Genomic DNA, 25,870 nt, shown 5'->3' with positions numbered 1-25,870 from the left:
TTGAACAAGACATCATATGTCTGCTACCGTCCCCGGCCATGCGCTTCCAACGCCTCGGCGACCCCGGCCACGAGATCCCCGTCGTCCTCGACGAAACCGGCGCGGCGCGGGACCTGCGTGCGCTGACCCCGGACGTCGACGGCGCCTTCTTCGCCGCCGACGGCGTCGCCCGGGCCCGGACGGCGCTGCGCGAAGGCACCTTGCCCGTGCTGGACGCCACGGGCCTGCGCGTCGGCGCCCCGGTGGCCCGGCCCGGCCTGCTCGTCTGCATCGGGCTGAACTACTCCGACCACGCCGCGGAAACCGGGGCCGAACCGCCCGCGGAGCCGGTGGTGTTCCTCAAGGCCACCAACACGATCGTCGGCCCGGACGACACCGTGCTCATCCCGCGCACCAGCACGCGCACCGACTACGAGGTCGAACTCGCCGTCGTGCTCGGCGGGCGCGCGCGGTACCTGTCGTCGCCGGAGGAGGCCGACGCGGTCATCGCCGGGTACGCCGTCTCGAACGACGTCAGCGAGCGCGAGTTCCAGCACGAACGCGGCGGCCAGTGGACCAAGGGCAAGTCCTGCGAGACGTTCAACCCGCTCGGCCCGTGGCTGGTCACCCCGGACGAGGCCGGCGACCCGCAGGACCTCGCCCTGCGGCTGGCCGTCAACGGGCAGCCGCGCCAGGACGGCACCACGAAGAACATGCTCTTCGACGTCCGGCACGTCGTCTGGTACCTCAGCCAGTTCATGGTGCTCGAACCGGGCGACGTCGTGAACACCGGCACGCCGGCCGGGGTCGCCTTCGGTGCCAACGACTTCCCCTATCTGTCCGAAGGGGACGAAGTGACCGTGGAGATCGACGGCCTCGGCCGCCAGCACCACCGGATCGGCCGGGCGTGACCGGCCGGCGCGTCGACGCGCACCACCACCTGTGGCAGACCTCCGTCCGCCGGCACGCGTGGCTGGACGGCGACGGCACCGCGGCGATCCGGCGCGACTACACCACGGCCGACCTCCGGGCGGCCGCCACGGGGATCGACGCGACCGTGCTCGTCCAGGTCCTGCCGGACCTCGGGGAATCGGTGGAGTTCCTGGCGATCGCCGCCGCCGAACCGCTCATCGCTGGTGTCGTCGGCTGGCTCGACCTCACCGGTTCGCCGACACGGGACATCGAACGGCTGCGCTCGGCCCCGGGCGGCGAACTGCTGACCGGCATCCGCCACCTCGTCCAGGCCGAGCCCGACCCGCGCTGGCTCGAGCGGGACGACGTCCTGGCCGGGCTCGCGGCGGTGCGGGACGCCGGGCTGGTGTACGACCTGCTCGTGCTGCCCCACCAGCTCCCGGCGGCCACCGCGGCGGTCCGGGCGCTGCCGGACCTGACCTTTGTGCTGGACCACCTCGCGAAACCACCGATCGCGAGCGGCGCTCTCGAACCCTGGGCGACCGAACTCGCCACGCTGGCCCGGGAACCCAACGTCGTCGCCAAGCTGTCCGGCCTGGTGACCGAAGCCGGCCGGCCGTGGCGCGTCGAGGATCTGCGGCCGTACACCGACACCGCGCTCACCGCGTTCGGCCCGGACCGGCTGATGCTGGGCTCCGACTGGCCGGTGTGCCTGCTCGCCGGGACGTACGCGGAAGTCATGGACGCCGCCGAAAGCCTCTTGAACGGCCTGACGCCGGCCGAACAGGACGCCGTCCGCGGCGGGACCGCGACCCGCGTCTACGGGCTGGCGTCATGAGAGTCCGGCTCGCGTACGGGGAAACCGGCCTCGACCTGACCATCGACCCGGCGGTCACCACGGTGGTGACGCCGGTGCACCACCCGGTCACCGAACCCGCGGACGTGCTGCTGCGCCGGGCGCTGCGGGAGCCGGTCGCCGGGCCGCCGCTGCGCGAGCGGGTGCGGCCGGGACAGACGGTCGCGATCTCGGCGTGCGACGGGACCCGGCCGCAGCCGCGCGACCTGATGATCCCCGCCATCCTCGCCGAACTCGACGGCGTCGTCCGCCTCGAGGACGTCGTCATCCTGGTCGCCACCGGCACCCACCGCGGCAATACCGACGCGGAGCTGCGCGCGATGTTCGGCGACGAAGTCGTCGACACCGTCCGGATCGTCAACCACGATGCCCGCGACCGCGCGAGCCTGACCTGGCTCGGGCGCCACGGCGACGACGTCCCGGTGTGGTTGAACAGCGAGTGGGTCGCCGCGGACGTGAAGATCACGACCGGGTTCGTCGAACCGCACTTCTTCGCCGGCTTTTCGGGCGGCCCCAAGCTCGTCGCGCCCGGGCTGGCGGCCCTGGAGACCGTCTTGGTACTGCACGACGCCCGCCGGATCGGGCACGGCAACGCGACCTGGGGCATCACCGAAGGCAACCCCGTGCACGACGACGTCCGCGCGATCGCCGCGGCCACCGGCGTCACCTTCGCTTTCGACGTCATCCTCAACCGCGACAAGGCGGTCATCGGCGCCTTCGGCGGCGATCTCCTGGCCATGCACGCGGCCGCGGCCCGCGCCGCCCGCGACGTCGCCATGCGGCCGGTGCCGGCGCCGTTCGACGTCGTGGTGACCACCAACTCCGGCTATCCCCTCGACCAGAACCTGTACCAGGCCGTCAAAGGGATGTCGGCGGCGCACCGGATCACCCGGGCGGGCGGGACGATCGTCTGCGCCGCGGAGTGCCGGGACGGGTTCCCCGACCACGGCTCCTACCGGGAAGTCCTCGCTTCGGCGAGTTCCCCGGCGGCGCTGCTCGCGGAGATCGCGGCGCGCCCGGTGACCGTGCCCGACCAGTGGCAGGTCCAGATCCAGGCGAAGATCCAGGACGACTGCCGGGTCGTGGTGCACACCGATTTCCTGACCGAGGCCGACCTCGCGACGGCCCACCTGACCCGGACCACCGACATCGCGGCGACCGTGGCCGAGGCGCTCGGCCGGGCCGGGCCGGGCGCCTCGGCCTGCGTCCTCCCCGAAGGTCCCCTGACCATCCCGTACGTGGCATGAGTGCCGCCGACCTCGGGTTCGCGCGCGTCGACCTGGACCGCGAACAGCGTCAAGGACTCCCGGAAGTCGTGTACGGGCCGGGGAAAACCCCGGCGCAGATCGCGGCCATCGTGCGGACGCTGCTCGCGCACAACACGGGGCCGGTGCTGGTCACCCGCGCCGAAGCCGAGCCGGCCCGTGCGGTGCTGGCCGAAGTCCCCGGCGGCCGCTACTCCCCCGGCGCACGGCTGCTGGTCTGGCGCCCGGCCGCCGCGACCGCGTTCACCGTCGCCGTGACCGCGGCCGGGACGTCCGACGGCCCGGTCGCCGGGGAAGCCGCGGAAGTCGCGGCGGCCATCGGCCTCGCGGTGCGGGCGGTCACCGACGTCGGGGTCGCCGGGATCCACCGCCTGCTCGCCGAGCGCGACCGGCTGCGCGAGGCGGACGCGGTCATCGTCGTCGCGGGCATGGAGGGCGCGCTGGCTTCGGCCGTCGGCGGGCTGGTCGCCTGCCCGGTGATCGCCGTCCCGACCTCCACCGGGTACGGCGCCGGCCTCGAAGGCGTCACGGCGTTGCTGGCCATGCACGCCTCCTGCGCGGCCGGCATCACCGTCGTCAACATCGACTCCGGGTTCGGCGCGGCGATGGCCGCTTTCCGGCTCGCCCAGGTGCTGCGGAGGACCCGGTGACGATCTGCGTCATCTCGCCGTTCACCGGCCTGGCCGGGGACATGCTGCTGGCCGCCCTGGTCGACGCCGGCGCGCCGCTCGAACGCATCCGCTCCGCCATCGCCTCCAGCGGGCTGACCGGTGGGAGCTGCGCGTCCAGTCCCTGCTCACCCACGGCCTGATGGCGGCCCGCGCGCTCGTCGACGTCACCGACGACGCCACAAGCCGCTCGGCGGCCGAGCTGATCGCCATGGCCGGGCGGGTCGAACCCGCGCCGGTCGCGGACCGGGCGGTCGCCGCGGTGCGGGCGATCGCCGAGGTCGAAGGCCGGCTGCACGGGGAAGATCCCGGGCGCGTCCACCTCCACGAACTCGGCGGGCACGACACGCTGGTCGACGTCATCGGCGTCTGCGCCGCACTGGACGCCCTGAAAGTGTCCACTGTGTACTGTGGCGCGCTGCCCCTCGGCACCGGCACCGTCCGCACCGCGCACGGGATCCTCCCCTGCCCCGCCCCCGCGACCGCGGCGCTGCTGGAGGGCGCACGGACGGTCGGGAGCGACCTCGACGGCGAGACGGTCACGCCCACCGCGGCCGCGCTGCTGAAGGCCGTCGATGCCCGCTTCGAGCCACCGCTGGAATCCCGGCTGCTGGCCACCGGCTACGGCGCCGGCACCCGGTCGCTGCCGGACCGGCCGAACATCGCGGTCGTGCACCTCGGCGAGCCGGTCGGCGCCGGGCCCCGCACGCTGGTGGTGCTCGAGACGAACCTCGACGACGTCACCGGCGAAGTGCTCGGGCACGTCGTCGGCGAGCTCCTCTCCGCCGGCGCGCTCGACGCGTGGATCAGCCCGGTGACCATGAAGAAGGGCCGGCCCGCCCACGTCCTGCACGTGCTCGCCGAGCCGGAACACGCCCCTCGGCTCGCGGACCTGGTGCTCGCCGAGACCGGCAGCCTCGGCGTCCGCGAATACCCGGTCCGCCGCACCGCGCTGGCGCGGGAAACCGAAACGGTCGATGTCCTCGGCATGCCGGTGCGCCGCAAGCGCGGACCACACGGCGCGAAGCCCGAGCACGACGACGTCGTGGCCGCCGCCCGCGAACTCGGGCTGCCGGCCCGGGTCGTCGCGACGATCGCCGCGGGACGCTGATGGACGGCACGCGGCTCGTCACCCACCTCGCCGGGCTCGGCCGGCTCGCGGTCGCCTTCTCCGGCGGCGCCGACTCGGCGCTGGTCCTCGCGGCCGCCGTCCGCGCGCTCGGCCCGGCGGACGTCCTTGCCGTGACGGCGGACTCGGCCAGCCTGGCCGCGGTGGAACTGGCCGCCGCGCGGCAGATCGCGGCCGAGCTCGGGGTCCGGCACCTCACCCCGCCGACCGGCGAACTGGCCGAGCCAGATTACGCGGCCAACGGACGACGGCGTTGCTACTTCTGCAAAACGACCGTGCTCACCACGATCGCCGAAGTGGCTTCCGCCCACGGGTTTCCGGCGCTGGCCACCGGCACCAACGCCGACGACGCCGTCGACCCGTTCCGTCCCGGCATCCGCGCGGGCGACGAACTCGGCGTGCACACGCCGCTGCGCACCCTCGGTCTGTCCAAAGAGGACGTCCGGGCCATCGCCCGGCACTGGGGATTCGCCTGGGCGGACAAACCGGCGGCCCCCTGCCTGGCGAGCCGGGTCCGGTACGGCATCCCGATCACCACGGCCACGCTGGCCCGGGTGGAACAGGCGGAATCGGCGGTGCGTGCGGCCCTGTCCCGGTGTGGCCTGCACTCCCACGACGTCCGGGTCCGCGACCTCGGCGGCACCGCCCGAGTCGAACTCGACCCCGCCGTGGCCGCCCGGCTCCAGGACGACCCGCGGCTGCTCGGGGCCGTGCGGGCGCTGGGGTTCGCCGAGGCCACCGTCTCCCCCTTCCGCTCCGGCGGGCTCAACCACGAACGGGACTGACCGATGCTGCGCTACCCGCTGATCCACCCCCCGCTGCTGCGCGCCCTCGCGGCGACCGGCCACGGTTCCCGCATCCTCATCGCCGACGCCAACTACGCGCACGCGACCAACGTCTCGCCCGGCGCCGAGCTGATCCACCTGAACCTGCGGCCCGGGCTGGTCACGGTCGACGACGTCCTCGAACCGCTGCTGACCGCGCTCCCGGTCGAATCGGTGACGGCGATGCTCCCGGGCGACGGCGACGCACCCGAGTGCTGGCGTGGTTACGAACGGCTGCTCGGCCCGGAACTCCCGGTGCGGCCGATGGAACGGTTCGAGTTCTACCGCACGTGCCGCGAGCCCGAGGTGGCCCTGTGCATCGCCACCGGCGACGACCGCCTCTACGCGAATCTCCTGCTGACGGTGGGTTTCCTGCCCCCGGCGGGGTGAGCCGCGGTCAGCCGCCGGGGTTCGCCGCGCGGGTGGCCCGGCCGGCCAGGTCGGCGAAGGCCGCCCTCAGCTGCGGCGGGCCCACCACCTCGATGTCGCAATCGAACCGCAGCAGGCCGGCGGCGAGCGCCGCCCACGACCAGGAGCCGGTGACCAGCCGGGTCTTCCCGGGCGCGGCTTCCTCGGCGACGCCGTCACCGGCGAACGGCGCCACGCCGGCCACCGGCAGGTCGAGGACCACTTCGCCCCGGCACGGCCAGGCGTCGGTGCCGGAGCCCTTGAACCGGGCGGAAAGGAACCTCGCGACGTCGCCGCCGGGCACCTCCCGCGGGGCGAACCGCGGCCCGTTCGGCACCCGAAGCGTCATCCGGTCGACGCGGTAGGTCCGCCAGTCCGCCCGGACGGCGTCCCACCCGAGCAGGTACCACCGTCCACTCCGGACCACCAGGTGGTGCGGCTGCACCCGCCGCGGCGCGCCGTCCGGCGGCCGTGACGGTGTCTCGTAGTCGAACCGGACCTCCTCGGTGGCCCGGATCGCCGAGCTCAGCGCGAGCAGGACGGCCGTGTCCACCTGGACGGTGCCGCCGCCGGCCGCGGCGATCTCCAGCACGTCGACGCGCTGCCGCAGCCGTGACGGCATCACCTGCCGCACCGTCGCCAGCGCCCGCGCGGCGGCCTCCTCGATGCCCGCCCCGGTCTGGACGGCGATCCGCAGCGCCACGGCGAGCGCGACCGCCTGCTCCTCGTCGAACAGCAGCGGCGGCATCCGGCTGCCGGCTTCGAGCCGGTAGCCGCCCTCGGGCCCCTTGACCGCCTGGACGGGATAGCCGAGCTCGCGCAGCCGGTCGACGTCCCGGCGCACGGTCCGTTCGCTGACGCCCAGCCGGCCGGCGAGCAGCGAGCCCGGCCAGTCCCGGCGGGCCTGCAGCAGGGACAGCAGCGAGAGCAGGCGACCCGAGGTCGCCGTCGAGGAAGCGACCGGCACGACTTTCATGGTGCCACGAGAAGCGGACGTTCCCTGACCGCTACTGCTGACAGCGTGGCTCTCGTCGGATCACCCACGAAAAAGGACCAACCATGTCGCTCAGCGCTGTCGCCCACCTCAACTTCACCGGCCAGGCCCGCGAGGCCCTGGAGTTCTACCGGTCGGTCTTCGGCGGCCAGGCCACGATCGTCACCTACGGCGACTTCGGGATGCCCGCCGAGCTGCCCGACGCGACCAAGGTGGTGTTCGGCCAGGTCACCGCGGACACCGGCTTCAGCGTGATGGCCTACGACGTCCCGGGCACCGACGGCCCGGCGCCGGCCGCACCCGCCACCCACCGCTCGAACGGCACCACGATCACCGAGGAGAAGTTCTTCCTGTCCGTCCGCGGGACGACGGTGGACGAGGTCGCGCCGGTGTGGAAGGGCCTCGCCGAGGGGGCCACGGTGATCGAGGAGTTCGGCCCGGCGCCGTGGGCGCCGGCGTTCGGGATGCTGACCGACCGCTTCGGCGTCACCTGGATCATCGACGTCGCGGCCGGGTACCAGGCCTGATCCCGGCGGGGTGCGGCCTGCCGCACCCCGCCGGTCACCGCGACCGGAACGTCTTCCGGTACGCGCTCGGGCTGACCCGCACCGTCTGCGCGAACTGCACCCGGAAGTTGCTCGGCGACGGGAACCCCACCTGGCCGGCGATCCGGTCGATCGTGTGGTCGGTCAGCTCCAGCAGCTCCTGGGCGTGCCGGATCCGCACCCCGGTCAGCCACTGGATCGGGCTTTGCCCGGTCTGCGCGTGGAAGTGCCGGGTCAGCGTGCGCGTGCTCATGCCCGCCGCGTCGGCGATGTCGGCCAGCGTGAGCGGGCGGTGGGCGTTCTCCTCGATCCAGCCGAGGGCCTTCTCCAGCGTCGCGGTCCGGGACGTCGGGCGGTTGCGCAGGATGTACTGCCCCTGCCCGCCGGTGCGCTGCAGCGGCGCGACCGCCAGCCGGGCGGCGTCGGCGGCGACCGCGGCGCCGTAGTCACGCTCGACGATGTGCAGGCACATGTCCAGGCCGGCCGACGCGCCCGCCGACGTCAGGATCTGGCCGTTGTCGATGTAGAGCGCGTCCGGGTCGACCTCGACGGCCGGGTACCGGCGGGCCAGCTCGTCGGTGGCGAGCCAGTGCGTGGTCGCTCGCCGGCCGTCGAGCAGGCCGGCCTCGGCGAGGGTGAACGCGCCGACGCAGATCGAGGCGACCCGCGTGCCGCGCGCCACCGCGGCCCGCAGGAACTCCGCCACGCCGTCCGGGGTCGGCCGGTCCGGGTCGTTCCGCCCGGGGACGACCACGAGGTCGGCGTGCTCCACCTCGTCGAGCCCGGTCTCGACGGTGAGCCGCACCGGGCCGGCCCCGACCACCGGGTCCGGCCCGGCGACGACGACCCGGTAACCGCCCCGGCCGTCCGGCAGCCGGACCCGCCCGAGCGTCTCGATCGGGGTGGCCAGATCGAACGCGATCACGTCGTCGAGGGCCAGCACCGCCACGGTGTACATGCCCCCAACGTACGCCGGGTGGCGTGATCCAGTCGTTCGGCTAGCTTCCGGCCATGCGTCGGCGGACGGTGCGCTCGAGGATGCCGAGGGTGGCCTTGAGCGCGGACGCGGGAACCACCGGGAAGGTGAGGCGCCGCTTCCACTCCTCGCCGATCTCGGACCAGTCGTAGTAGGACGTGACGCGGGTGCCGCCCTCGACCGGCTCCAGCCGGTAGCCGTAGAGGTGGCGGACGTGCGTCCCGGTCCGGCCTTCGACGGTCCAGGCGATTTCCTCGCCCGGGACGAGCTTGGTGATGACGACCTCGACGTCGTACTTGCCGAGGGGCACGTCCCCGAGCGCGTCCCGGTCCATGTGCACCAGGAACCGGTCGCCCGCCTGCCGCACCGGTTCCCCCTCGGCGGCCATGAGCATGCCCGACGCGTCGATGTCCACGTGCCCCTGCGGGTCGGCCAGGACCGCGAAGACGGCGCCGGCGGGCGCCGGGACGAACCGGGAAACCTCGAGGCGTTCGGCGCCGGGGGTTTCCGCCGTGGCGGTCAGGACCGCACGGCCGAGAACGTGCCCGGCCATGGTGAAGCCGAGCACGGCCGGGGTGGCCTCGGCCGGGACACCGATCGAGGCGACGTCGAGGGCGTGCACCACGAAGAAGTAGCGGTGCGGGCCGTGGCCGGCCGGCGGGGCCGCCCCGACGAAGCGGGCTTCGCGCGTGTCGCCCGGGAGCTGGAAAGCACCTCCCGGGAGACCCGACCCCGCCGCGTCGCCGGCGCCTTCGGGCAGCTCGGTGACCGTGGCCGGGATGTCGGCGACCGCCCAGTGCCAGAACCCTGAGCCGGTCGGTGCGTCGGGGTCGTAGACGGTGACGGCGTAGCTCTTCGTGCCCGCCGGAGCACCGCTCCAGGACAGCTGCGGGGAAACGTCCTTCCCGGACCGGTGCTCGGGCGGCAGGACGGCGCCGTCGGCGATCGTGGTGCTGGTGACGGTGAAGGAAGCCACTGCGGGCAGGCGGGCGAACGGGTCGTTCATCGGATCACTGGTCTCCCTGGTCGGATCGCGGTCACCATCGACCATAGCACCAATAATCGATTATCTGGCCGATCGTCTATGCTGACCGGGTGACCGAGACGGCCCCACCGGGGCGGCAGATGCTGTCCGAGCAGGTCCACGCGCATCTGCGGGACGCGATCATGCGCGGGCGGTACGCCCCCGGCGAAGCCCTCAAACCGCAGGACCTGGCCCAGGAACGCGGCGTGAGCCTGGCCGTCGTGCGCGAGGCGCTCGTGCGGCTGGTCGGCGAGGGCCTCGCCGACCGCTTGCCCAACCGCGGCTTCGCGGTCCCGGCGGTTTCCGACCGCCGCTGGCAAGAAGTCGCCGAGGCCCGCCGGACGGTCGAACCGCTCGTGCTGCGCCTGTCCCTCGAGCGCGGCGACCTCGCCTGGGAAGCCCGGGTCCGGGCCACGCACCACCGGCTGGCCCGCACCTCCCCCGGCGAAGGCCGCCACTACAGCGCCGAATGGGCCGAGGCCCACCGGATCTTTCACCGCACCCTCCTGGAGGGCTGCGGCAACCCGGTGCTGCTGGAGACGTTCGACCGGATGTGGACGGCGAGCGAGCTGGCCCGCCGCTGGTCGGCCCACCACACGCCGGGCCGCGACCACCTGGCCGAGCACGCCCTGCTGGAGCAGACGGCGCTGGCCCGCGACGCCGGCGCCGCGACCGAGGCCCTCACCCGGCACCTCACCTTGACCGCGACAGCCTTGCGGGGCGACCCGGCGCAGGAGTGAGACCGGCCCTCAAAGGAGGCTGGCGTCCATCGGGCGGACCGGGATCTCGTCGAGCGCGGCCAGCGTCTCGGCGTCGAGGGTGACGTCCGCGGCGGCGAGGTTGCCTTCGAGGTGCGCCGCGCTCGCGGTGCCCGGGATGAGGTGGACGTTCGGGGCGCGGTGCAGCAGCCAGGCCAGGCCGACCTGCGCCGGCGTGCGGCCCAGGGCCTGCGCCGCCGCCCGCACCGCAGGCTCGTCGGTTACCTTCGGCAGGCCGGGGAACGCGCCGCCCAGCGGGAAGAACGGCACCCAGGCGATGTTCTCCGCGACGCACAGTTCGAGCATGTCCTCGTCCTCGCGGCTGACCAGGCTGTAGGCGTTCTGCACGCAGGCGATCCCGGCCGGGAGCGCGCGGCGCAGGACGTCCGAGGTCACCGCGCTGAGCCCGATCGCGCCGATCTTGCCCTCGTCGCGCAGGGCCGTCAGCACGGCGAGCTGGTCGTCGAGGTCGACGAGCTGCTCGCCCTCGGCGACCAGGCCGGGCCGCCGGTCGCCGCGGCGCAGGTTGACCAGGGGGATCCGGTCGAGCCCGAGCGCGCGGAGGTTGTCCTCGACGCTCGCGCGCAGCTCTTCCGGGCGTTGCGCGAGGCGGAGCGGGATCGGGCCGCCGGGGTCCGGGTCGGCGCCGACCTTGGTGGCGATCAGCGCGTCGTCACCGGATCCGAGGGCCTCGCGGATGACGTCGTTGACGAAGCCGTTGCCGTAGAACTGGGCCGTGTCGACGTGGTCGACGCCGAGGTCGATGGCGTGGCGCAGCAGGGCGACGGCCGCCGCGCGGTCGTCGTGCAGGCGCTCGAGCTGCATCGCCCCGTAGCCGACGCGGCAGACGGTGCGGCCGGCGAGCGCGCCGCGTTCGGGAGATGGCATGGGTGTCCCCGTCCTTGTGCGATGATGACTAAGCGGAGGAACCTCCGCTAAAGCCGACCGTAGCACAACCGGAGGTGCCTCCGCTTTGCCTTCGCCCGACCCTGCCCGCCCGGTGCGTTCCGACGCGCGCCGCAACCGGGACAAGCTCGTCGCGGTCGCCCGGGCCGCCTTCGCCACCGGGCCCGTCGCCCTCGAAACCGTCGCCCGGGAGGCCGGCGTCGGGATCGGGACGCTCTACCGGCACTTCCCGACGCGCGAAGCGCTCGTCGAAGCCGTTTATGCAGCGGAACTCGACGACGTCACGGGAAGTGCGCCGGCTTTGCTCGAGGCGTTTTCACCCGAGCAGGCGCTTCGTGCGTGGATGGACCGGTATGCGGCGTTCGTGGCCACCAAACGGGGAATGGGAGATGCTTTCCGGGCCAGTGTCGCGTCGGGGCGGATTGCGACGCCGGCGACCCGGCAGCGGATCACCGCCGCGATCGGCTCCATCCTCGACGCCGGCGCGAAGGGGGGCACGCTTCGCGCCGACGCCGACCCGGAAGATGTGACGGTGCTGCTGCTCGGGGCCTTCTTGTCCACAGTGGACGACCCCGACCCGGAGCGGACCGGGCGGCTGCTCGACCTGATCGCCGACGCGCTGCGGCCTCAGGAGGCCGACACGGAATAGCTGTTGGACGTGAAGTTCAAGCCACCCGAGGCCGAGGTGATCTCGAAGCCGAACTGCACTTCGCCCAGGGTCACGTCCCCGAACCAGCCGCGAGCCTTGATCCAGTTCAGCACGGCCAGCACGTCCACCGTTCCGGCGTTCGTGTTCGACGTGCGCAGGAACGAGAACACCGCGTTCGAGCCGTTCGATCCCTGGTAGACGTCCCACGTGTGGCCGCCGACGCTCGCCGTCGCCTGCTTGGTTCCGATCGGGCCGACCGCGCCCTGCTTGTTGACCCACAACATGATTTCGTACGCGTTGTTGTTCGCCCAGATGTCATACGCGGTCTCGTACGCCCCGCTGCCCGGACGGCTCACGTTGAAACTGCTGGACACCTGGCGCAGCGAACTGAGCGTCCGGCCGACGTTCTTCGCCGAGTGGGGGTACGACTTGACCCCGCCCGTGTTCGGGTGGTCGGCCCACACCCCCCAGTTGCTGTAGGAGTTCGCCCAGATCGTCTGCGGGCCGGCGCCGCCGCCCCAGACGTCGTTGCGGACCGTGTAGCCGCCGTTGGACCAGGTCGCCCACTTGTCCGAAGACGACCAGGTGGCCGCTTCGGCCACGCCGGCGGTGGTGGCCACGACGGCGGCCGCGGTGAATGAGACGAGCAGGGAACGCACCACGTTGTGCATCGATTCGTCCTTTCCCGGTTGACTCTTTGTCGAATCGTTTCGACGACTATTCGCCGCCGGTGCGGCGTGAACGGAAGTGGGACGACTATCGCAGGCGAGTTGCGTACCGGTCAAGATACGGTGGGTGATTCACCGGCATTCGACCAGCATCGATCGAAACACAGCCAACAATACTTCGATGATTTCGACCTGACCCGGTGTTTCGATTCTGTCGAATCGCGGCTCGTTTTCGCACGCCACCAGAAGTCCATCGTGAAGACGCCATTGTCGATGCGGTTCGACAGAGCGCACCGCCCCGGCTTGACTCATGTCAGGTTCCTGACATACTGTGTTCCATGTCAGGAACCTGACACTGAGAGAAGGAGCAGCAACCCATGCCCGTCACCGGCCCCGACTTCGTCTCGCTCCAGGCGCGCGACCTCGCCGCTTCGCAGGCGTTCTACGAGCAGTACCTCGGCCTCGTCCGCTCGCCGGCCGGGCCTCCGCACGCCGTCGTCTTCGAGACGAAGCCGATCGCGTTCGCCCTCCGGGACGTCGTGCCCGGCACCGATCTCGGCTCCGCGGCGCGGCCCGGCATCGGTGCCGCGATCTGGCTCCACGCCACCGATGTCCAGGCCATCCACGACGCGCTCGCGGCGGACGGGCACCCGATCGTCTCCGCGCCGATCGACGGCCCCTTCGGCCGGACGTTCACCTTCGCCGACCCCGACGGCTACCACGTCACGCTGCACGACCGCACCTGACGTGCGGGGCGCCGCCTACCGCCGCGAACGCTCTTCGGCGTCGCCGGCGAGCACCAGGTAGGCGGCGGCCGTCCACGTGTAGGCGCGGTCGCGCAGGCCGTCGCCGGTCAGCGCGTCGAAGTTCTCGGCGAACCCGGACTTCTCGCACACCGCGCGGAACCGGGCGCTGACGCGGTCGGCGAGCTCCGTGGCGCCGGCGCGGCGGAGGCCGTCTTCGATGAGCACGGTGACCGGGGCCCACACCGGGCCGCGCCAGTAGCCGTCGGCTTCGTAGAACGGGGATTCCGGCCGCTCGGTCGCCAGCCCGATGTCGGTCAGGTGCGTCTCCAGGCCGGCCACGACCCGGTCGCGGACGTCCGGCGGCAGGTGTTCGCCGAGCACGATCGGCATCAGCTCCAGCAGGCTCGCCCCGGCGTGCCCCTCCCCGGTCGCGGCCACCCGGCTGACGAACTTCGTGCCGTCCCAGAGCTCGCCCAGCAGGGCCGCCAGCATCCTGTCCGCTTCTGCCTCCCACCGCGCGGCCGCGCCCGGCTCCCCCTGCTCGGTGGCCAGCACGGCCAGTTCCTTCAGCTGCAGCACCAGGAACGCGGCGAGGTCGGGGGTCTGCACGAGCCGCCGCTGCGCGAACGGCGTCGCGTTGTCCCACCCGCTGTCGTTGCCGTGCTCGTAGTGGGCGAACGGCCCGCCGGGCACGCGGCGGTGCTCGAGCCAGAACGTCGTCCACGCCGCCAGCTGCCGGTAGGTGCGCCCGGGTTCGGGCAGGCCACCGGGCAGGCGGCGGCGCAGGCGGCCGAGCGCCCACCCGTGGATCGGCGGCTTGACGAAGTTGCGCAGCACCTCGGCGTGGGTGATCGAGTCGGGCAGCGCGCCCCGGTCGTCCTGGTGGTCGAAGACGACCTGGACCTGGTGCCAGGCCAGCTCGGGCCGCCCGCCGGCCAGCGCGAGCGCGGTGAAGCAGTGGTCCCAGCTCCACACCTTGTCCATCCAGTGCTTGGACATCAGCACGGCCGGACGGCCGACGAACCCGGCGGGCGCCACGATGGCCGACCAGAGCACGTAACAGGCGAGCTCGGCCGCCGGCGTGTGCTCGCCGCGCCACGGCGCCACGGCGTCGGCGAACGCGGCGAACTCCGCCCGGGCCGCGGCGGCCACGTCGTCGAACGCGGAGGCCGCCGAGTACGGCTCGCGGGCGCCGGGGACTTCCTCGATCGCCACCTCCCAGGTGTCGCCGCTCACGACGACGGCCCGCTCGGCCGTCCCGAGCGCCTCGGCGCCGACGTGCCGCGTGTGTCCGGAAAGGACGGTGACGCGGTAGCGGTGGCCGGTCTCGTAGGAGGTGAAGACGGCCGAGCCGTCGACCGGGTCGGCGAAGAAGTACGTGCCGGTGAACGGGGTCAGGGTGAGCTCCGCCGCGCGGATCCTCAGGTCGAGGCCGCGCCCGGCGATCCGGAGCACGTCGGGCCCCGCGAAGGCCGCGGTGATCCGCCGGTCGCCGGTCCCCCAGGTGAGCTCGGCCGGCGTCGCGGCGGCCGGGACGTCCGCCCGCTGCCCGCCGCTTTCGGGGACCAGCGCCAGGACGGCGTGCATGCCGTGGCGGTGCGACACCAGGTGCAGGTCGCCGGCGTAGGTGGCCTGGGCCACCACCGGGGAGACGTCGAACCACGATCCCGGGTGGCTGAACGGGATCTCCCGCAGCGAAAATTCGCCCGTGGGCACAGAAGCGTCCTTTCCGAGAGGGGGCTCAGTCCTTGACGGCACCCGCGGTGACGCCGGCGGCGACGAACCGCTGCGCCAGCACGAGGAGCACGGCGGCGGGCACCGAGGCGACCACCGCCGTCGCCATGATGGAGTTCCACTCCTGGTTGTTGTTGCCGATGTAGCGGTAGATGCCCAGGGTCAGCGGCCGCAGCGAGCCGCCGCCGTCGAGCGTCGCCGCGAAGACGAAGTCCGACCAGGCCCACAGGAACGAGAACAACCCCGCGGTGACCACGCCGTTGCGGCTCGCGGGCAGCACCACCGACCAGAACGTGCGCAGCGCGCCCGCGCCGTCGATGGTGGCTGCCTGGACGAGCTCGTCCGGCACCGAAGCCATGAACGAGGTCAGGATGAGCACGGCGAACGGCACCGCGATCGTCGAGTCGGCGAGGACCAGGCCCCAGGCGGTGTTGGTGATGCCGAACGAGACGTAGATGCCGTAGAAGCCCAGCGCCATGATGATGCCGGGGATCATCTGCGCGACCAGCAGCACGAACCCCAGCGCCCGGCCCCCGCGCGGGCGCAGTTTGGCCAGCGCGTAGGCCGACGGAGCGGCCAGGGCCAGCGTCAGCGCCACGGTGCCGAGTGCGACGAACAGGCTGGTGGCGAAGTACGGGAGCTGCTCGCGCAGCACCCGTTCGTAGCCTTCGAACGTCGGCGCGGCGGGGAACCAGTCGGGCGGCGACTTGCGCATCCGCCCGGCCGGGGTCAGCGACACGTTGACCATCCAGTAGACGGGGAACAGCATCACGGCGGTGAGGACCAGCCCCACCGCGGTGCGCCAGCGGCGGATCACCCTTCCCCCTGCCTGCGCTGGGCGCGGATGTAGAGCAGCCCGGCGACCAGGGCCAGCAGGATGAGCACGTTGCCCACGGCCGCGCTGGGCCCGAAGCGCGGCAGCAGGCTGCCGAAGCCGAGCTGGTAGGACCAGGTGGCCAGGGTGGTCGACGCCCCGCCGGGCCCGCCCTTGGTCATGATCCAGATGACGTCGAACACCTTCAGCGTGTAGACCAGCCCCAGCAGCAGGGTGATCGCCGAAACCGGCCGCAGCAGCGGAAACGTGACGTGCCGGAACCGCTGCCACGCGCCGGCGCCGTCGAGCGACGCCGCCTCGTACACCTCGGCCGGGATGTTCTGCAGGCCGCTGTGCAGCACGACGAGGTTGAACGGCACGCCGATCCAGATGTTGGCGATGATCACCGAGACCAGCGCCCAGGACGGTGACGTCAGCCAGTCGATCCGGCCGGCGCCGAACCAGCCCAGCACCGCGTTGACCACGCCGGATTCGCTGTTGAGCAGCCACGCCCAGGTCGAGCCCGAGACGATCAGCGGGAGCAGCCAGGGCACGAGGAACAGCGCGCGCAGCGTCGGGCCCAGCCGGAAGTGGCGGGCGAAGAACACCGCCATCGCCAGTCCGATGCCGTACTGGAAGAGCAGCGACGCGGCGGTGAAGACGAACGTGTCGAGCAACGCCGTGCGGAAGGTCGGATCGGTGAAGACGCCCGCGTAGTTGTCGAACCAGACCAGCGGCGCCCCGCCGTGCACGAAGGTGCGGACGGTGTAGTCGCGCAGGCTGAGATCGATGTTCGTGACCAGTGGATAGCCGTAGCACAGCACGAGGTAGGCGACGAGCGGCGTGAGGAACGCCCACGCGAGCAGCTGCGGCCGGCGGCGCCGCCCGGCCCGTCCGGGTGCTCGCGCGGCCGGACGGGCGGTGGCCGTCTGACGGGTGTCCAGCACGAGCGGCCTACTTCGCCGACGCGGCGGTCGCCTGCGCGGCCGCCAGGGCGACGTCCGGGGTCTTCGCACCGGTCAGCGCGGCCTGCACGGCACCCCAGAGCGGCTCGGAGATCCGCGGGTACCGGGTGCCGAGGTTGTCGCCGGTGCGGCCCTTGGCGACCTTGACCGCGTCGACCCACACCTTCAGCTCCGGCTGGGCGGCGACCTGCTTCTCCTGCACCGACGGCACGGCGGAGACGTAGGTCAGCGCGGTGTCGGAGTCGAGCACGTTGGCCGGGCTGGTCAGGCAGGACGCGATCTTGCCCGCGGTCTTCTCGGCGTCCGGGCTGCTCTGGGCGGGCACGGTGACGAACTCGCCGCCGGTCGGCGCCGGAGCCGCTCCCCCGGTGCGCGCCGGGATCGGGAGGACGCCGTACTCGAAGCCGGCCTTCTTCGCGTTCTGCAGCTGCCAGGTGCCGTTCTCGGCGAAGGCGTACTCGCCGGTCGCGAACTCCTGCCAGCTGGTGGTCTGCGTGTTGCCGACCACCGAGTTGGGGGCGTACTTCTTGTCCAGCCACGACTTCCACTGCGCGAGCGCGGCGACGGCGTCGGCCGAGGCGAGGTCGGTCAGGTTGGCGCCCGAGCCCCAGAACCACGGCAGGAACTGGAAACTGCCCTCTTCGGTGCCGATGGCGGAGAACGTGATGCCCTTCTTGCCCGCGGCCTGCACCTTGGCGAGCGCCGCGTCGAGACTCGCCCAGTCCCGCACCGACGCCGGGTCGACGCCGGCCGCGGTCAGCACGGCCTTGTTGTAGTAGAGGGCGAGCGTGTTCGCCCCGATCGGAACGCCGTAGCCCTGGCCCTTGACGTCGCCGGCGGCGAGCAGGTTCGGGGCGACCTGCGCGGTGTCGAGCCCGGTGTCCGCAGTGGACTTGAGCACCCCGCCCTCGGCCAGCGTGGAGACGACCGGGTTGTCGACCACGAGGACGTTCGGCGCGGTGTTCTGCTGGGCGGCGAGCAGCACCTTGTTGGTGAGGTCGGTCGTGTCGAACGCCTGCCGCGCGATCTTGACCCCGGCGTCGGCACCGCACTTGTCGACGACCTTCGCCCACGCGGAGCTCGCGTCGAACTGCGGGTAGGGGTCCCAGACGGTGAAGGTGCCCCCGGCCGAGCCGGGCGCCGGGCCGGAGGAGCAGGCGGCCAGTGTCGTCGCGGCGACGGCCACCGACAGCAGCCGGATGAGGGGGTGACGCTTCATGGGAGGTCCTTCCTGTCGGCACCGGCGACGACGGCTTCGCCGCCATCGAACCGGTTCGACGCAGGCGGCGGGCGTCACCGTAAACCGCGAGAGCACTCCTGCGCAATACTGCGTGTACTACGATCGAACCGGTTCTGAGCACCGGGGTCAGGAGCAGCATGAACATCGGGGAGATCGCGCGCCGCGCGGGGGTTTCGCGCAGCACCGTGTCGTACGCGCTCAGCGGCAAGCGACCGGTGTCGGCGGCCACCGTGCAGCGCATCAACGACGTCATCGCCGAGCTCGACTACCGGCCCAACGCCAGCGCCCGCGCCCTGGCCGAGGGCCGCACGCGCACCCTGGGCCTGGTGGTTCCGCCGGCCAGCCGCCGGTTGACCGACGTCCAGCTGGGCTTCGTCGGCAGCGTGGTCGACGCGGCGGCGGCCCACGACCTCGACGTCCTGCTCTCCCCCAGCGGCGGCGACCACGACCGGTCGTTCGAGCGCATCGTCAACGGCCGCCGCGTCGACGGCGTGATCCTGATGGAGATCCTCCTGGAGGACCCCCGAGTCGAGCGGCTGAGCCAGGCGAGCCTGCCGTTCGTGACGATCGGCCACGTCGAGCACCCGGGGGCGTCCTGGTGGGTCGACGTCGACTACGGCGCGCTGATCACGCGTTGCGTCCACCACCTGGCGGATCTCGGCCACGAAGAGGTGGTGCTGATCAACCGATCGGCGGAACTCGTCGCGGCGGGCTACGGCCCGGCCCTGCGCTCGGCCACGGGCTTCCTCGACGCGACAGCGGCCCGCGGCCTGACGGCCCGGACGGTGTGCTGCGCCGACGAAGCGGCGGCCGGCCTGGCCTGCTTCGAGCAGATCCGCACCCAGTGGCCTTCGGTGACGGCGGCGGTGACGATCAACGAAGCGGCCCTGCCGGGCGTGCAGCGCGCGTTGCACCGGGCCGGACTCGAGGTGCCGCGCGACTTCTCCCTGACGGGCGTGATCGCGGAGCGCCTGGCGGAGGACTTCCACCCGCCCCTGACGGCGGCGGACGTCCCCGCGGTGGAGCTCGGCCGGCTGGCGGTGGACCTGCTGCTGGCGCAGATCGCGGACGCGGGCGCGGAGCCGCGGCACGCGCTGCTGGAGCCGCCGATCTCGCTGCGGTCGAGCACCGGGGCCCGGCGCCACCACTGACCGGACAGCCCTCCGGGTCGAACCGGTTCGACAGCCACACCACCGGAGATCGCGCCGCTCAGGGGCGTCGCTACGCGGTACCGGAACGCCGGCCGCGCGGCGACTTCGGCCCCGGCCGGCCGGCCTGCCGCGGGGTGGGACGGCGCTCCTCGGCCCGGGCCCGGCGGGCGCCGATGACGGTGACGATCAGGTGGTCGATGGGCGACATCGAAGCCTCCCCGCGAAAAGTCGGGTCAGCCCCCTCCGGGGTTCGAGGTGCCCGCGGTGCGTGCGCCCGAAACCCGGTGGGAGGGCCCCACCGGGTCCCGGGTCGCTCAGCGGGCGAACACCTCGAGGTCGATCGAATCCCCGAGCCGCCGGTCGCCGGCCGCGTTCGGGTGGTAGCAGTCGGTGCGCCAGTCCGCGCGGATCACCGCCGGGTCCGCCGGGTCGCGCAGCACGGCGTCGAAGTCGAGCACCGCGTCGAACGCACCCGAAGTGCGGATCCACGCGTTGACCGCGAGCCGCGCCTGTTCCTTCGGGCTGCCCGCCGCGTTGCACATCGGCAGGATCGTCGCGCCGACGATCCGGCGGCCGGACGCGTGCACCCGCTGGACGATGGTGCGCATGGCGTCGATGACCTGCGCAGCCGGCGCCGGTGCCGCGTTGTCGCCGCCGCCGAGGTCGTTCGTGCCTTCCAGGAGCAGGACGTACCGCACGCCGGGCAGCGACAGCACATCCCGGTCGAGGCGGACCGGCGCGGGCGGGCCGCAGCACTGGCCGGTGGGGTCGTACGGGTTCGGCTGCACGCTGACGGTGTTGCCACTGATCCCCGCGTTGGCCACCGACAGCCGCCGCGACGGCGGCAGCGTCCCGATGCGCTCGGCGAGCACGTCGGTCCAGCGCGGACCGCCGCCGAACGCGTTGTAGCCGTCGGTGATCGAGTCGCCGAGCGTGACGATCGTGCCGCGAACGGGCGAAGCTGCGCTGATCGCGTCGGCCCACCACAGGACACCGGGCGCGAAGGGCCCATACGCACTCCCGGATTCGTCCGCACCGGCGTCCCCGGGCCCGGCCGAGGTGAACGACCCGGGCGTGTCCGTGTCCGGCGGCGGGAAGGTGTGGTCGTTGATCGGGGCACCCGGCGCGTGGATGCTGACCGCGACGTGGTCGCCGCGCCGGACCGAAAGCGGCAGCGGGTCGGTCCACACGCTCTTGCCCGGCGGGATGGTCACCGCGTGCCGGAAGCCGAACGTGGCCCGCCGGTTCGATCCCGGCACGAGCGCGGGCGAGTTCGTCGACGGCTGCTTGCCGACCCACACCGACCGCACGGTCATCGCGGTGCTGCCGAACGGGTTGCTCAGCCGCACCCGCAGCGCCGCCCCGGTGGCGGTCACCGTGAGCACGTTGCGGACGGTGACGTCGGGAGCGGTGCCGTGCACCCCTTGGAGGGCGGACTCGGTGAGCGTCACCCGACCCGGTGGGGCCCCGCCGGACGGCGAGGCATCCGCGGTCGCCGGGGTCAGCAGCGACGCGGAAACGGCCAGGACCACAGCGGTTCGGCGGAAACGCATCCGGGAAGTCCTTTCTCCGGGGTACCGGTGGAGCAGGCGGCGAGCACGGCCTGGTGCCCGGCCCGTGGATGCTCCCGTGGCCGGCCGGGACTCCGGTACCGCCGCCGGAGTAGAGGCTGTCACGTGCCCCGCCCGCGGGCAGGGCACGTGACGGCGATGGGGATCAGGACGCCCACGGTGAGCTGACGAGCCAGCTCACGTCATCGCTGTAGGCGTTGGCGTTGTCGAAGGTGTTCGACCCGCCGTTGGCGGCGATGTAGACGATGTTGTCGTAGTGGCGCACGTACCGGTCGGGGAAGTTGAGCGATCTCAGCGAGGCACCCTGGCCGTTGCGGCCGGCCTCCGGGCAGAAGGTCGCGTCCTGGGCGAACAGCGAGCTGCCGTCGTTGGCCTGCAGGTACAGCCGGTAGTTCTGGTGCCGCAGGTACTGCCCCGCCACGTTCTTCGACTCGAACGACACGCACGAGCTGCTGCCGAGCCCGGCCCGGACGGTCCAGGACGCGTTGCCCTTCTCCGTGGCCGAGCTGCCGCTGCCGATCACCACGCTGTCCACAGTGGACCCGGTGTGGTGGATGTAGCGGTCGGTGTAGCCGGGGGTGGTGGCGCGCAGCGAGACGGACGTGCCCGGTGTCAGGCCGGTGCCCGCGGAAGTCGTGGCGTAGCCGGCCGCGGTGATGTTGGCCTGCACCGCGTTTTCCGTGGCGTCCGAGGGATAACCGGACGTCATCACGCCTTCGTAGAAGGTGCCGCGGGCGCCGACGCTGTTGTCACCGCCGATGCCCAGGATGATGGCGCCTTCCTTCTTCATCGGGTTGTAGCCCGAGACGTTCGGGCGCACGCCGTCGTAGAACGTCGACACCCCACCGGACTGGGCGTTGCCGCCGCGGATGGCCCACCGGTTCTGACCGCCCTTGACGATGGCGGTCAGGAAGCGGTGGCTGATGCTGGGGTCGCCCGCGTTGTAGTGCTGGTTGACGCCGGAGAACAGGCCGTTTTCGAGGTCGGCCATGATCCACGGGCCGTTCCCGGCGCCGTAACCCCAGACCTTGTTGTTGCCGAAGTAGATGGCTTCCATCGTGCCGTTGCCGTTGTCGCGGCTGTTGCGCTCGGCGTTGCCGTAGTCGAAGCAGCAGCCGCCGTTGTAGTGCGTGCCGTCGAAGATCGCGTACATGCCTTCGGGCTGGTCGCCGGTCGCGACGCCGTTGGTGTTGTTGTTGCGGTAGCCGGTTCCGGGCGCCACGTAGACGCCGTAGGCCTTGTGGCCGCCGACGCTGATCGGCGCCGCGGTGGCGTTGGCGAGGTTGTCGTAGCCGCCCGCGGCCGGCCCTTGGAACCCGCCGGGCGGCGCCTGCGTGAGGCGGTTGTTCCGGCCGGACTGGTCGTAGATGACCGTGATCAGGCAGGTGGTCCCGGCGCAGAACGCATCCTGCGTCGCGGCGTTGGCGACACCCCCCGCGGTCAAGGGGGCGATGTCGCGCGTGGTGTTGTCGGAAGCGCGCCGGACTTGGTACAGCGGCCCGGTGTAGGCGCCGTACAGGGCCCGGGTCGTGGAATGCGCGGCGACGCAAGGAGTTCCGCCGGCCGCGTAGATGTCGCACGGCCCTTGGGTGGCCGCCAGGGACGTGCCGCCGGCGGCGAGCAGTCCGGTGACGAGCGTGCCGGCGGCGAGCAGGGCCTTGGCGATGAGGGCATATCTCGGCTGTCGTGCCATGGTGATCTCCCGCTGGGGTACGGAAATCGTCGAATCGACAGGTGCGCGGGCCGGCGACGGTGCCAACCTCCTCCTCGATCACCGACACGCAGGAACGGCACAAGCGGAGCGATTGTGAGCGCTAACATAACCCTCGGGCCGACGGAGTGCAATGGCCGGTTTTCCCGCCGGAGCCGGACCCGGACATTCGGAATCCCTTGGACCCCTTGCCGTCCGGGACGGTAAGAGTTCGGTAATCGCCGGACGGCAACGGTGGCCGGTACCGTCGGGCGATGCTTCGCTCACGTTGGACGCGCGCCGCCGGTTACGCCGCGCCCGCACTGGTGCTGGCCGGCTTCGGCCTGGCGCACCCGCTCGCGCTCGGCCCGGCGAGCGCACCGTGGTGGACCACCCTCCACATCGTCCTCCTGCCGGTGTTCCCGTTGCTCGCGGTGGCGCAGTGGCTGCTGCTCTCGCCGGCCCCCGCGGCACTTCGCCGCCCGGGCCGGCTCGCGGCGTTCGGATTCGCGGCGTTCTACGGCGGGCTCGACGCCGTGGCCGGCATCGCGGCCGGGACCGTGGTCCACGCCCAGCACGCCGTCACGCCCGTCACCGGAGCGGTCTTCGGCATCGGCGACACGCTCGGCCAAGCCGGCGCTTTGTGCTTTCTCGCAGCCAATGTCGCAGTGGTCGCGACGGTCGCGCGGGAAGCGTCGTGGCGTGCCGCACCGGGCGCCGTGGTGCTGCTCGCGGCGAGCGTTTCCTTCTTCGACAGTCACATCTTCTGGCCACGGGGCGTGCTGACGATGCTCGGCGTCGCGACGGGCATGTTCCTGCTGGGCGCGCTCGCGAATCCCGTGCCCGCCCGGCCCCCGGCCCGCTAGACGAATGATGCGTAAGTCGCGGCCGCCGTGTTGTTCGAGGTTGAGCTGGCCTTTGAGGGTGTCGTTGACCGATTCAATGAGCTGGCGGATCGACTTGAGCTGCGGCTCACCGGGGTGAGGCTTGCGGTTGCGGTGGGACGGGCGGATCAGCCGGACCCCGCGCTCGATGAGGAAGCTGTCGGGTTCACGGGGGACGTAGCCCTTGTCGGCGATGATCAGCAGGCCGGGCGCAGTCCCCAGAACCAGCGCGAGGGTGAGCGGCAGAAGCCGTACTTGGCCCAGCCGGCCAGCTCCGAACGTGTGACGGACTGGCCGGGCAGGTAGCGGAACGCGCCGGGCATCCGGGCGGGCAGGAACCGCAGCCAGCGGGCCTCGGAGGTGAACCCCGGCAACGCCTGGGCCACGACCAGGGTCAGCAGCTCGGCATCGGTGAGCTTCGGCGGTCGTCCCTGGACTTACGCATTACTGGTCCAGCCTGTCACGCGCTCGCGGCTTTTGCCGCGTCATAGCGGGCTTGCGCCGCCACCACGTCGGGCACGCCGGCCTCGAGGACTTCGATCAGCCCCAGCAGCCGCCGCGCGACTTCCTGCCCCGAGGGCGTGAGGCTGTACTCGACGTGCGGCGGGATCGTCGGGCGCGCCTCCCGGTGCACGAAGCCGTCGCGCTCCAGCGCCTGCAGTGTCTGGGCGAGCATCTTCTCACTGACGCCCTGCACCCGGCGGCGCAGGGCGTTGAACCGGAACACGCCGTCGTTGAGCGCGACCAGGGCGAGCACACCCCACCGGCCGGTGACGTGCTCCAACACGGCCCGGGACGCGCACGCGGCACTGAACACGTCGGCGACCAGCGCTTCGTGCTCGGCGTCAGCTTGTTGTCCGTCCACGCCCCAATACTACCCGAGAGTTTGCACAATGGATGTGACTGCACTAACAATGAGTTGGCACTTTCTAAAAGTTAGTACATCCTTCGAGTACTCGGTACTTGAAACTTCAAGGAGTCCTCATGATCGTCGTCACCGGCGCCACCGGCCACCTCGGCAAGCTCGTCGTCGAAGGCCTGCTCGAGAAGCTCCCCGCCGACCAGGTCGTCGCCGCGGTGCGCACCCCGGAGAAGGCCGCGGACCTGGCCGAACGCGGCGTCGAGGTCCGCCGCGCGGACTACACCGACCCGGACAGCCTGGTCACCGCGCTCAAGGGCGCCGACAAGGTGCTGCTGGTTTCGAGCAGCGAGGTCGGTCAGCGCGTCGCGCAGCACGAGGCGGTCATCGAGGCGGCCAAGCAGGCCGGGGTCCGCCACCTCGTCTACACCAGCGCGCCGCGGGCGACGACGTCGAAGCTGGTGCTGGCCCCGGAGCACAAGGCGACCGAGGAGCTGATCGAGGCCTCCGGCCTGACCGCCACGATCCTGCGCAACAACTGGTACAACGAGAACTTCGCCGACACGATCAAGCAGGCCGTCCAGACGGGCAGCTTCGCCGGCAGCGCGGGCGACGGCCGGGTCGCCAGCGCCACCCGCGCCGACTACGCGGCGGCCGCGGTCGCCGTGCTGACCGGCGAAGGCCACGAAGGCAAGATCTACGAGCTCGCCGGGGACGTCGCCTGGACGTATGCGGACCTCGCCGACGAGATTGCCAAGGCGACCGGCCGCGAGGTCACCTACGCCGACCTGCCGGCCGACGAGCACGCCGAGGTGCTCACCCGGGCGGGCCTGCCGGAGCCGGTCGTCGGCCTGCTCGTGACGCTGGACGCCGACACGAAGGCCGGCCTGCTCGCCGAGACCACGGACGACCTCCGCGCCCTGATCGGCCGGCCCAGCACGCCGATCGGCGCGACCGTCGCCGAGCTCGCCGGCTGAACCGTGACGGGGAGCCTCCTCGCGGGGCTCCCCACCGGAGTCACCCCGGCCGGCCGGGCTTCCGCTGCGAAACGCTGTTCTCCCGCAACGGCGGCTGCCACACACGGGGTTCCGGCGACGCGGCGTCGTCACCCGGCTGGTCGAGCGGGTCGGTCCCGTTCTGCCAGCGAGCCCAGTGAGCCGCACACATCCTCCGCCAGAGGGCCGGCTCGTCGCACTGGTACCGCCGGCAGGCCGGCACCCGCTCCTGGTGATCGCTCACGTATCGCTCCACTCGCCATCGAACGTTCCGCGTTCAACTACCACAGCGACGGTGGCGTTGTCGATCCTCCGCCGTCCGGCGCGGGCCGCCGGGAATCGGGTCGGTTAACCCTCCGCTAACCGGGAAAGCCCCTTCCGACCGCCACCCGGACGACGGAGGGAATGTCGTGTTCCGTCACACGAAGCTGCTGCAGTTCGAAGCCAAGCCCGAAAAGCCCGACCCCGTGTACGCCCACAAGCTCCAGGAACTCATCGGCGGCGCCTACGGCGAAATGACCGTCACCATGCAATACCTGTTCCAAGGCTGGAACTGCCGCATCGAAGGCAAGTACAAAGACCTGATCATGGACACCGCGACCGAAGAAATCGGCCACGTCGAAATGCTCGCCACCATGGTCGCCCGCCTGCTCGAAGGCG

At 72.2% G+C, this 25,870-nt stretch carries 30 protein-coding genes; 16 read left to right on the top strand and 14 right to left on the bottom strand.

Annotated elements, in window-relative coordinates:
* Positions 1-38: 38 nt before the first annotated feature.
* From H5965_RS42320 to H5965_RS42285, 8 genes are read left to right on the top strand one after another with little or no spacing between them, the layout of a single operon-like run.
* Entirely contained in the window at positions 39-890 is an 852-nt protein-coding gene (locus H5965_RS42320) for a fumarylacetoacetate hydrolase family protein (RefSeq protein ID WP_310976867.1), read from the top strand.
* Positions 887-1,729, top strand: a complete 843-nt coding sequence (locus H5965_RS42315; RefSeq protein WP_310976866.1) for an amidohydrolase family protein — start codon at positions 887-889, stop codon at positions 1,727-1,729. Before H5965_RS42320 ends, H5965_RS42315 begins: the two co-directional genes overlap by 4 nt.
* On the top strand, positions 1,726-2,994 hold the full coding sequence (larA, locus tag H5965_RS42310; protein WP_310976864.1) for a nickel-dependent lactate racemase: 1,269 nt from the start codon (positions 1,726-1,728) through the stop codon (positions 2,992-2,994). Before H5965_RS42315 ends, larA begins: the two co-directional genes overlap by 4 nt.
* Complete coding sequence (gene larB / locus H5965_RS42305; protein WP_310976862.1) at positions 2,991-3,662, top strand: nickel pincer cofactor biosynthesis protein LarB; 672 nt, start codon at positions 2,991-2,993, stop codon at positions 3,660-3,662. Before larA ends, larB begins: the two co-directional genes overlap by 4 nt.
* On the top strand, positions 3,659-3,823 hold the full coding sequence (gene larC / locus H5965_RS42300; protein ID WP_310976860.1) for a nickel insertion protein: 165 nt from the start codon (positions 3,659-3,661) through the stop codon (positions 3,821-3,823). The genes larB and larC overlap by 4 nt, the downstream gene beginning before the upstream one ends.
* Positions 3,823-4,791 carry a LarC family nickel insertion protein gene (locus H5965_RS42295; protein WP_396136996.1) on the top strand — a complete coding sequence of 323 codons (969 nt, stop codon included), beginning with the start codon at positions 3,823-3,825 and terminating at the stop codon, positions 4,789-4,791. Before larC ends, H5965_RS42295 begins: the two co-directional genes overlap by 1 nt.
* On the top strand, positions 4,791-5,594 hold the full coding sequence (gene larE / locus H5965_RS42290) for an ATP-dependent sacrificial sulfur transferase LarE (RefSeq protein WP_310976859.1): 804 nt from the start codon (positions 4,791-4,793) through the stop codon (positions 5,592-5,594). The genes H5965_RS42295 and larE overlap by 1 nt, the downstream gene beginning before the upstream one ends.
* Positions 5,595-5,597: 3 nt before the next feature.
* Complete coding sequence (locus H5965_RS42285; protein WP_310976858.1) at positions 5,598-6,023, top strand: RbsD/FucU family protein; 426 nt, start codon at positions 5,598-5,600, stop codon at positions 6,021-6,023.
* A 7-nt stretch (positions 6,024-6,030) separates the two neighbouring features.
* On the opposite strand, the gene H5965_RS42280 is transcribed toward H5965_RS42285, so the two are convergent.
* Positions 6,031-7,008, bottom strand: coding sequence for a WYL domain-containing protein (locus H5965_RS42280; protein WP_310976972.1), 978 nt, complete (start codon positions 7,006-7,008; stop codon positions 6,031-6,033).
* Between the two features lie 92 nt (positions 7,009-7,100).
* Between H5965_RS42280 and H5965_RS42275 the strand changes: the two genes are divergently transcribed.
* Positions 7,101-7,562, top strand: coding sequence for a VOC family protein (locus tag H5965_RS42275; protein ID WP_310976857.1), 462 nt, complete (start codon positions 7,101-7,103; stop codon positions 7,560-7,562).
* A gap of 34 nt (positions 7,563-7,596) precedes the next feature.
* Here the strand turns inward: H5965_RS42275 and H5965_RS42270 are convergent, their stop codons facing one another.
* Positions 7,597-8,538: a DJ-1/PfpI family protein gene (locus H5965_RS42270; RefSeq protein ID WP_310976856.1), complete on the bottom strand. Its 942-nt coding sequence runs from the start codon at positions 8,536-8,538 to the stop codon at positions 7,597-7,599.
* A 40-nt stretch (positions 8,539-8,578) separates the two neighbouring features.
* A complete protein-coding gene (locus H5965_RS42265) occupies positions 8,579-9,562 on the bottom strand; it encodes a YbhB/YbcL family Raf kinase inhibitor-like protein (protein WP_310976855.1) in 984 nt (327 codons plus the stop codon).
* Between the two features lie 119 nt (positions 9,563-9,681).
* Between H5965_RS42265 and H5965_RS42260 the strand changes: the two genes are divergently transcribed.
* Positions 9,682-10,320 carry a GntR family transcriptional regulator gene (locus tag H5965_RS42260; protein WP_310976970.1) on the top strand — a complete coding sequence of 213 codons (639 nt, stop codon included), beginning with the start codon at positions 9,682-9,684 and terminating at the stop codon, positions 10,318-10,320.
* Between the two features lie 9 nt (positions 10,321-10,329).
* Here H5965_RS42260 and H5965_RS42255 read toward each other — a convergent pair whose 3' ends face one another.
* Positions 10,330-11,226 (bottom strand): aldo/keto reductase, encoded by an 897-nt coding sequence (locus tag H5965_RS42255; protein ID WP_310976853.1) that lies wholly within the window; start codon positions 11,224-11,226, stop codon positions 10,330-10,332.
* An 85-nt stretch (positions 11,227-11,311) separates the two neighbouring features.
* On the opposite strand from H5965_RS42255, the gene H5965_RS42250 reads away from it, so the two are divergent.
* The gene (locus H5965_RS42250; protein ID WP_310976852.1) at positions 11,312-11,893 is read left to right on the top strand and encodes a TetR/AcrR family transcriptional regulator; all 582 of its coding nucleotides are present in this window, start codon (positions 11,312-11,314) and stop codon (positions 11,891-11,893) included.
* On the opposite strand, the gene H5965_RS42245 is transcribed toward H5965_RS42250, so the two are convergent.
* Positions 11,872-12,564: a GH12 family glycosyl hydrolase domain-containing protein gene (locus H5965_RS42245; protein ID WP_310976851.1), complete on the bottom strand. Its 693-nt coding sequence runs from the start codon at positions 12,562-12,564 to the stop codon at positions 11,872-11,874. The two genes, H5965_RS42250 and H5965_RS42245, sit on opposite strands and share 22 nt — an antisense overlap.
* A 374-nt stretch (positions 12,565-12,938) precedes the next feature.
* On the opposite strand from H5965_RS42245, the gene H5965_RS42240 reads away from it, so the two are divergent.
* Positions 12,939-13,307 (top strand): VOC family protein, encoded by a 369-nt coding sequence (locus tag H5965_RS42240; protein WP_310976850.1) that lies wholly within the window; start codon positions 12,939-12,941, stop codon positions 13,305-13,307.
* Positions 13,308-13,322: 15 nt separating this feature from the next.
* Here H5965_RS42240 and H5965_RS42235 read toward each other — a convergent pair whose 3' ends face one another.
* Genes H5965_RS42235 through H5965_RS42220 form a run of 4 tightly spaced genes read right to left on the bottom strand, consistent with a single transcriptional unit; the run spans position 13,323 to position 18,039 of the window.
* Positions 13,323-15,023 carry an MGH1-like glycoside hydrolase domain-containing protein gene (locus H5965_RS42235; RefSeq protein ID WP_310976849.1) on the bottom strand — a complete coding sequence of 567 codons (1,701 nt, stop codon included), beginning with the start codon at positions 15,021-15,023 and terminating at the stop codon, positions 13,323-13,325.
* A gap of 25 nt (positions 15,024-15,048) precedes the next feature.
* A complete protein-coding gene (locus H5965_RS42230) occupies positions 15,049-15,858 on the bottom strand; it encodes a carbohydrate ABC transporter permease (protein WP_310976847.1) in 810 nt (269 codons plus the stop codon).
* On the bottom strand, positions 15,855-16,802 hold the full coding sequence (locus H5965_RS42225; RefSeq protein WP_310976845.1) for a sugar ABC transporter permease: 948 nt from the start codon (positions 16,800-16,802) through the stop codon (positions 15,855-15,857). Before H5965_RS42225 ends, H5965_RS42230 begins: the two co-directional genes overlap by 4 nt.
* A gap of 7 nt (positions 16,803-16,809) precedes the next feature.
* Complete coding sequence (locus H5965_RS42220) at positions 16,810-18,039, bottom strand: extracellular solute-binding protein (RefSeq protein WP_310976844.1); 1,230 nt, start codon at positions 18,037-18,039, stop codon at positions 16,810-16,812.
* Positions 18,040-18,197: 158 nt separating this feature from the next.
* On the opposite strand from H5965_RS42220, the gene H5965_RS42215 reads away from it, so the two are divergent.
* Positions 18,198-19,211 carry a LacI family DNA-binding transcriptional regulator gene (locus tag H5965_RS42215; protein ID WP_310976842.1) on the top strand — a complete coding sequence of 338 codons (1,014 nt, stop codon included), beginning with the start codon at positions 18,198-18,200 and terminating at the stop codon, positions 19,209-19,211.
* A gap of 70 nt (positions 19,212-19,281) precedes the next feature.
* Here H5965_RS42215 and H5965_RS42210 read toward each other — a convergent pair whose 3' ends face one another.
* From H5965_RS42210 to H5965_RS42200, 3 genes are all read right to left on the bottom strand, one after another.
* On the bottom strand, positions 19,282-19,419 hold the full coding sequence (locus H5965_RS42210) for a hypothetical protein (RefSeq protein WP_310976840.1): 138 nt from the start codon (positions 19,417-19,419) through the stop codon (positions 19,282-19,284).
* Positions 19,420-19,525: 106 nt separating this feature from the next.
* Positions 19,526-20,764 carry a GDSL-type esterase/lipase family protein gene (locus tag H5965_RS42205; RefSeq protein ID WP_310976839.1) on the bottom strand — a complete coding sequence of 413 codons (1,239 nt, stop codon included), beginning with the start codon at positions 20,762-20,764 and terminating at the stop codon, positions 19,526-19,528.
* Between the two features lie 163 nt (positions 20,765-20,927).
* A complete protein-coding gene (locus H5965_RS42200; RefSeq protein WP_310976838.1) occupies positions 20,928-22,475 on the bottom strand; it encodes an alpha-L-arabinofuranosidase B in 1,548 nt (515 codons plus the stop codon).
* Between the two features lie 272 nt (positions 22,476-22,747).
* On the opposite strand from H5965_RS42200, the gene H5965_RS42195 reads away from it, so the two are divergent.
* The gene (locus tag H5965_RS42195) at positions 22,748-23,338 is read left to right on the top strand and encodes a hypothetical protein (RefSeq protein ID WP_310976836.1); all 591 of its coding nucleotides are present in this window, start codon (positions 22,748-22,750) and stop codon (positions 23,336-23,338) included.
* Positions 23,339-23,553: 215 nt separating this feature from the next.
* On the opposite strand, the gene H5965_RS42190 is transcribed toward H5965_RS42195, so the two are convergent.
* The gene (locus tag H5965_RS42190; RefSeq protein WP_310976834.1) at positions 23,554-23,742 is read right to left on the bottom strand and encodes a hypothetical protein; all 189 of its coding nucleotides are present in this window, start codon (positions 23,740-23,742) and stop codon (positions 23,554-23,556) included.
* Positions 23,743-23,816: 74 nt separating this feature from the next.
* Positions 23,817-24,221 carry a helix-turn-helix domain-containing protein gene (locus tag H5965_RS42185; protein ID WP_310976833.1) on the bottom strand — a complete coding sequence of 135 codons (405 nt, stop codon included), beginning with the start codon at positions 24,219-24,221 and terminating at the stop codon, positions 23,817-23,819.
* Positions 24,222-24,340: 119 nt separating this feature from the next.
* Between H5965_RS42185 and H5965_RS42180 the strand changes: the two genes are divergently transcribed.
* Entirely contained in the window at positions 24,341-25,192 is an 852-nt protein-coding gene (locus H5965_RS42180; RefSeq protein ID WP_310976831.1) for an SDR family oxidoreductase, read from the top strand.
* Between the two features lie 428 nt (positions 25,193-25,620).
* Positions 25,621-25,870, top strand: a 250-nt coding sequence (locus H5965_RS42175; protein WP_310975246.1) for a manganese catalase family protein, incomplete at its 3' end; no start/stop codon positions are given.

Source organism: Amycolatopsis sp. 505 (genome assembly GCF_031625235.1).
In the GTDB taxonomy this organism is placed as follows: Bacteria; Actinomycetota; Actinomycetes; order Mycobacteriales; family Pseudonocardiaceae; genus Amycolatopsis.
The sequence above is the reverse complement of the archived record's forward strand: the minus strand, read 5'-3'. Positions and strand labels throughout refer to the sequence as shown.

Coding starts and splice junctions, on each gene's coding strand:
- H5965_RS42320 (WP_310976867.1), top strand. CDS start 39: ATGCGCTTCCAACGCCTCGGCGACCCCGGCCACGAGATCCCCGTCGTC.
- larA (WP_310976864.1), top strand. CDS start 1,726: ATGAGAGTCCGGCTCGCGTACGGGGAAACCGGCCTCGACCTGACCATC.
- larB (WP_310976862.1), top strand. CDS start 2,991: ATGAGTGCCGCCGACCTCGGGTTCGCGCGCGTCGACCTGGACCGCGAA.
- H5965_RS42295 (WP_396136996.1), top strand. CDS start 3,823: ATGGCGGCCCGCGCGCTCGTCGACGTCACCGACGACGCCACAAGCCGC.
- larE (WP_310976859.1), top strand. CDS start 4,791: ATGGACGGCACGCGGCTCGTCACCCACCTCGCCGGGCTCGGCCGGCTC.
- H5965_RS42285 (WP_310976858.1), top strand. CDS start 5,598: ATGCTGCGCTACCCGCTGATCCACCCCCCGCTGCTGCGCGCCCTCGCG.
- H5965_RS42275 (WP_310976857.1), top strand. CDS start 7,101: ATGTCGCTCAGCGCTGTCGCCCACCTCAACTTCACCGGCCAGGCCCGC.
- H5965_RS42270 (WP_310976856.1), bottom strand. CDS start 8,538: ATGTACACCGTGGCGGTGCTGGCCCTCGACGACGTGATCGCGTTCGAT.
- H5965_RS42265 (WP_310976855.1), bottom strand. CDS start 9,562: ATGAACGACCCGTTCGCCCGCCTGCCCGCAGTGGCTTCCTTCACCGTC.
- H5965_RS42260 (WP_310976970.1), top strand. CDS start 9,682: ATGCTGTCCGAGCAGGTCCACGCGCATCTGCGGGACGCGATCATGCGC.
- H5965_RS42255 (WP_310976853.1), bottom strand. CDS start 11,226: ATGCCATCTCCCGAACGCGGCGCGCTCGCCGGCCGCACCGTCTGCCGC.
- H5965_RS42245 (WP_310976851.1), bottom strand. CDS start 12,564: ATGCACAACGTGGTGCGTTCCCTGCTCGTCTCATTCACCGCGGCCGCC.
- H5965_RS42240 (WP_310976850.1), top strand. CDS start 12,939: ATGCCCGTCACCGGCCCCGACTTCGTCTCGCTCCAGGCGCGCGACCTC.
- H5965_RS42220 (WP_310976844.1), bottom strand. CDS start 18,039: ATGAAGCGTCACCCCCTCATCCGGCTGCTGTCGGTGGCCGTCGCCGCG.
- H5965_RS42215 (WP_310976842.1), top strand. CDS start 18,198: ATGAACATCGGGGAGATCGCGCGCCGCGCGGGGGTTTCGCGCAGCACC.
- H5965_RS42210 (WP_310976840.1), bottom strand. CDS start 19,419: ATGTCGCCCATCGACCACCTGATCGTCACCGTCATCGGCGCCCGCCGG.
- H5965_RS42205 (WP_310976839.1), bottom strand. CDS start 20,764: ATGCGTTTCCGCCGAACCGCTGTGGTCCTGGCCGTTTCCGCGTCGCTG.
- H5965_RS42200 (WP_310976838.1), bottom strand. CDS start 22,475: ATGGCACGACAGCCGAGATATGCCCTCATCGCCAAGGCCCTGCTCGCC.
- H5965_RS42195 (WP_310976836.1), top strand. CDS start 22,748: ATGCTTCGCTCACGTTGGACGCGCGCCGCCGGTTACGCCGCGCCCGCA.
- H5965_RS42180 (WP_310976831.1), top strand. CDS start 24,341: ATGATCGTCGTCACCGGCGCCACCGGCCACCTCGGCAAGCTCGTCGTC.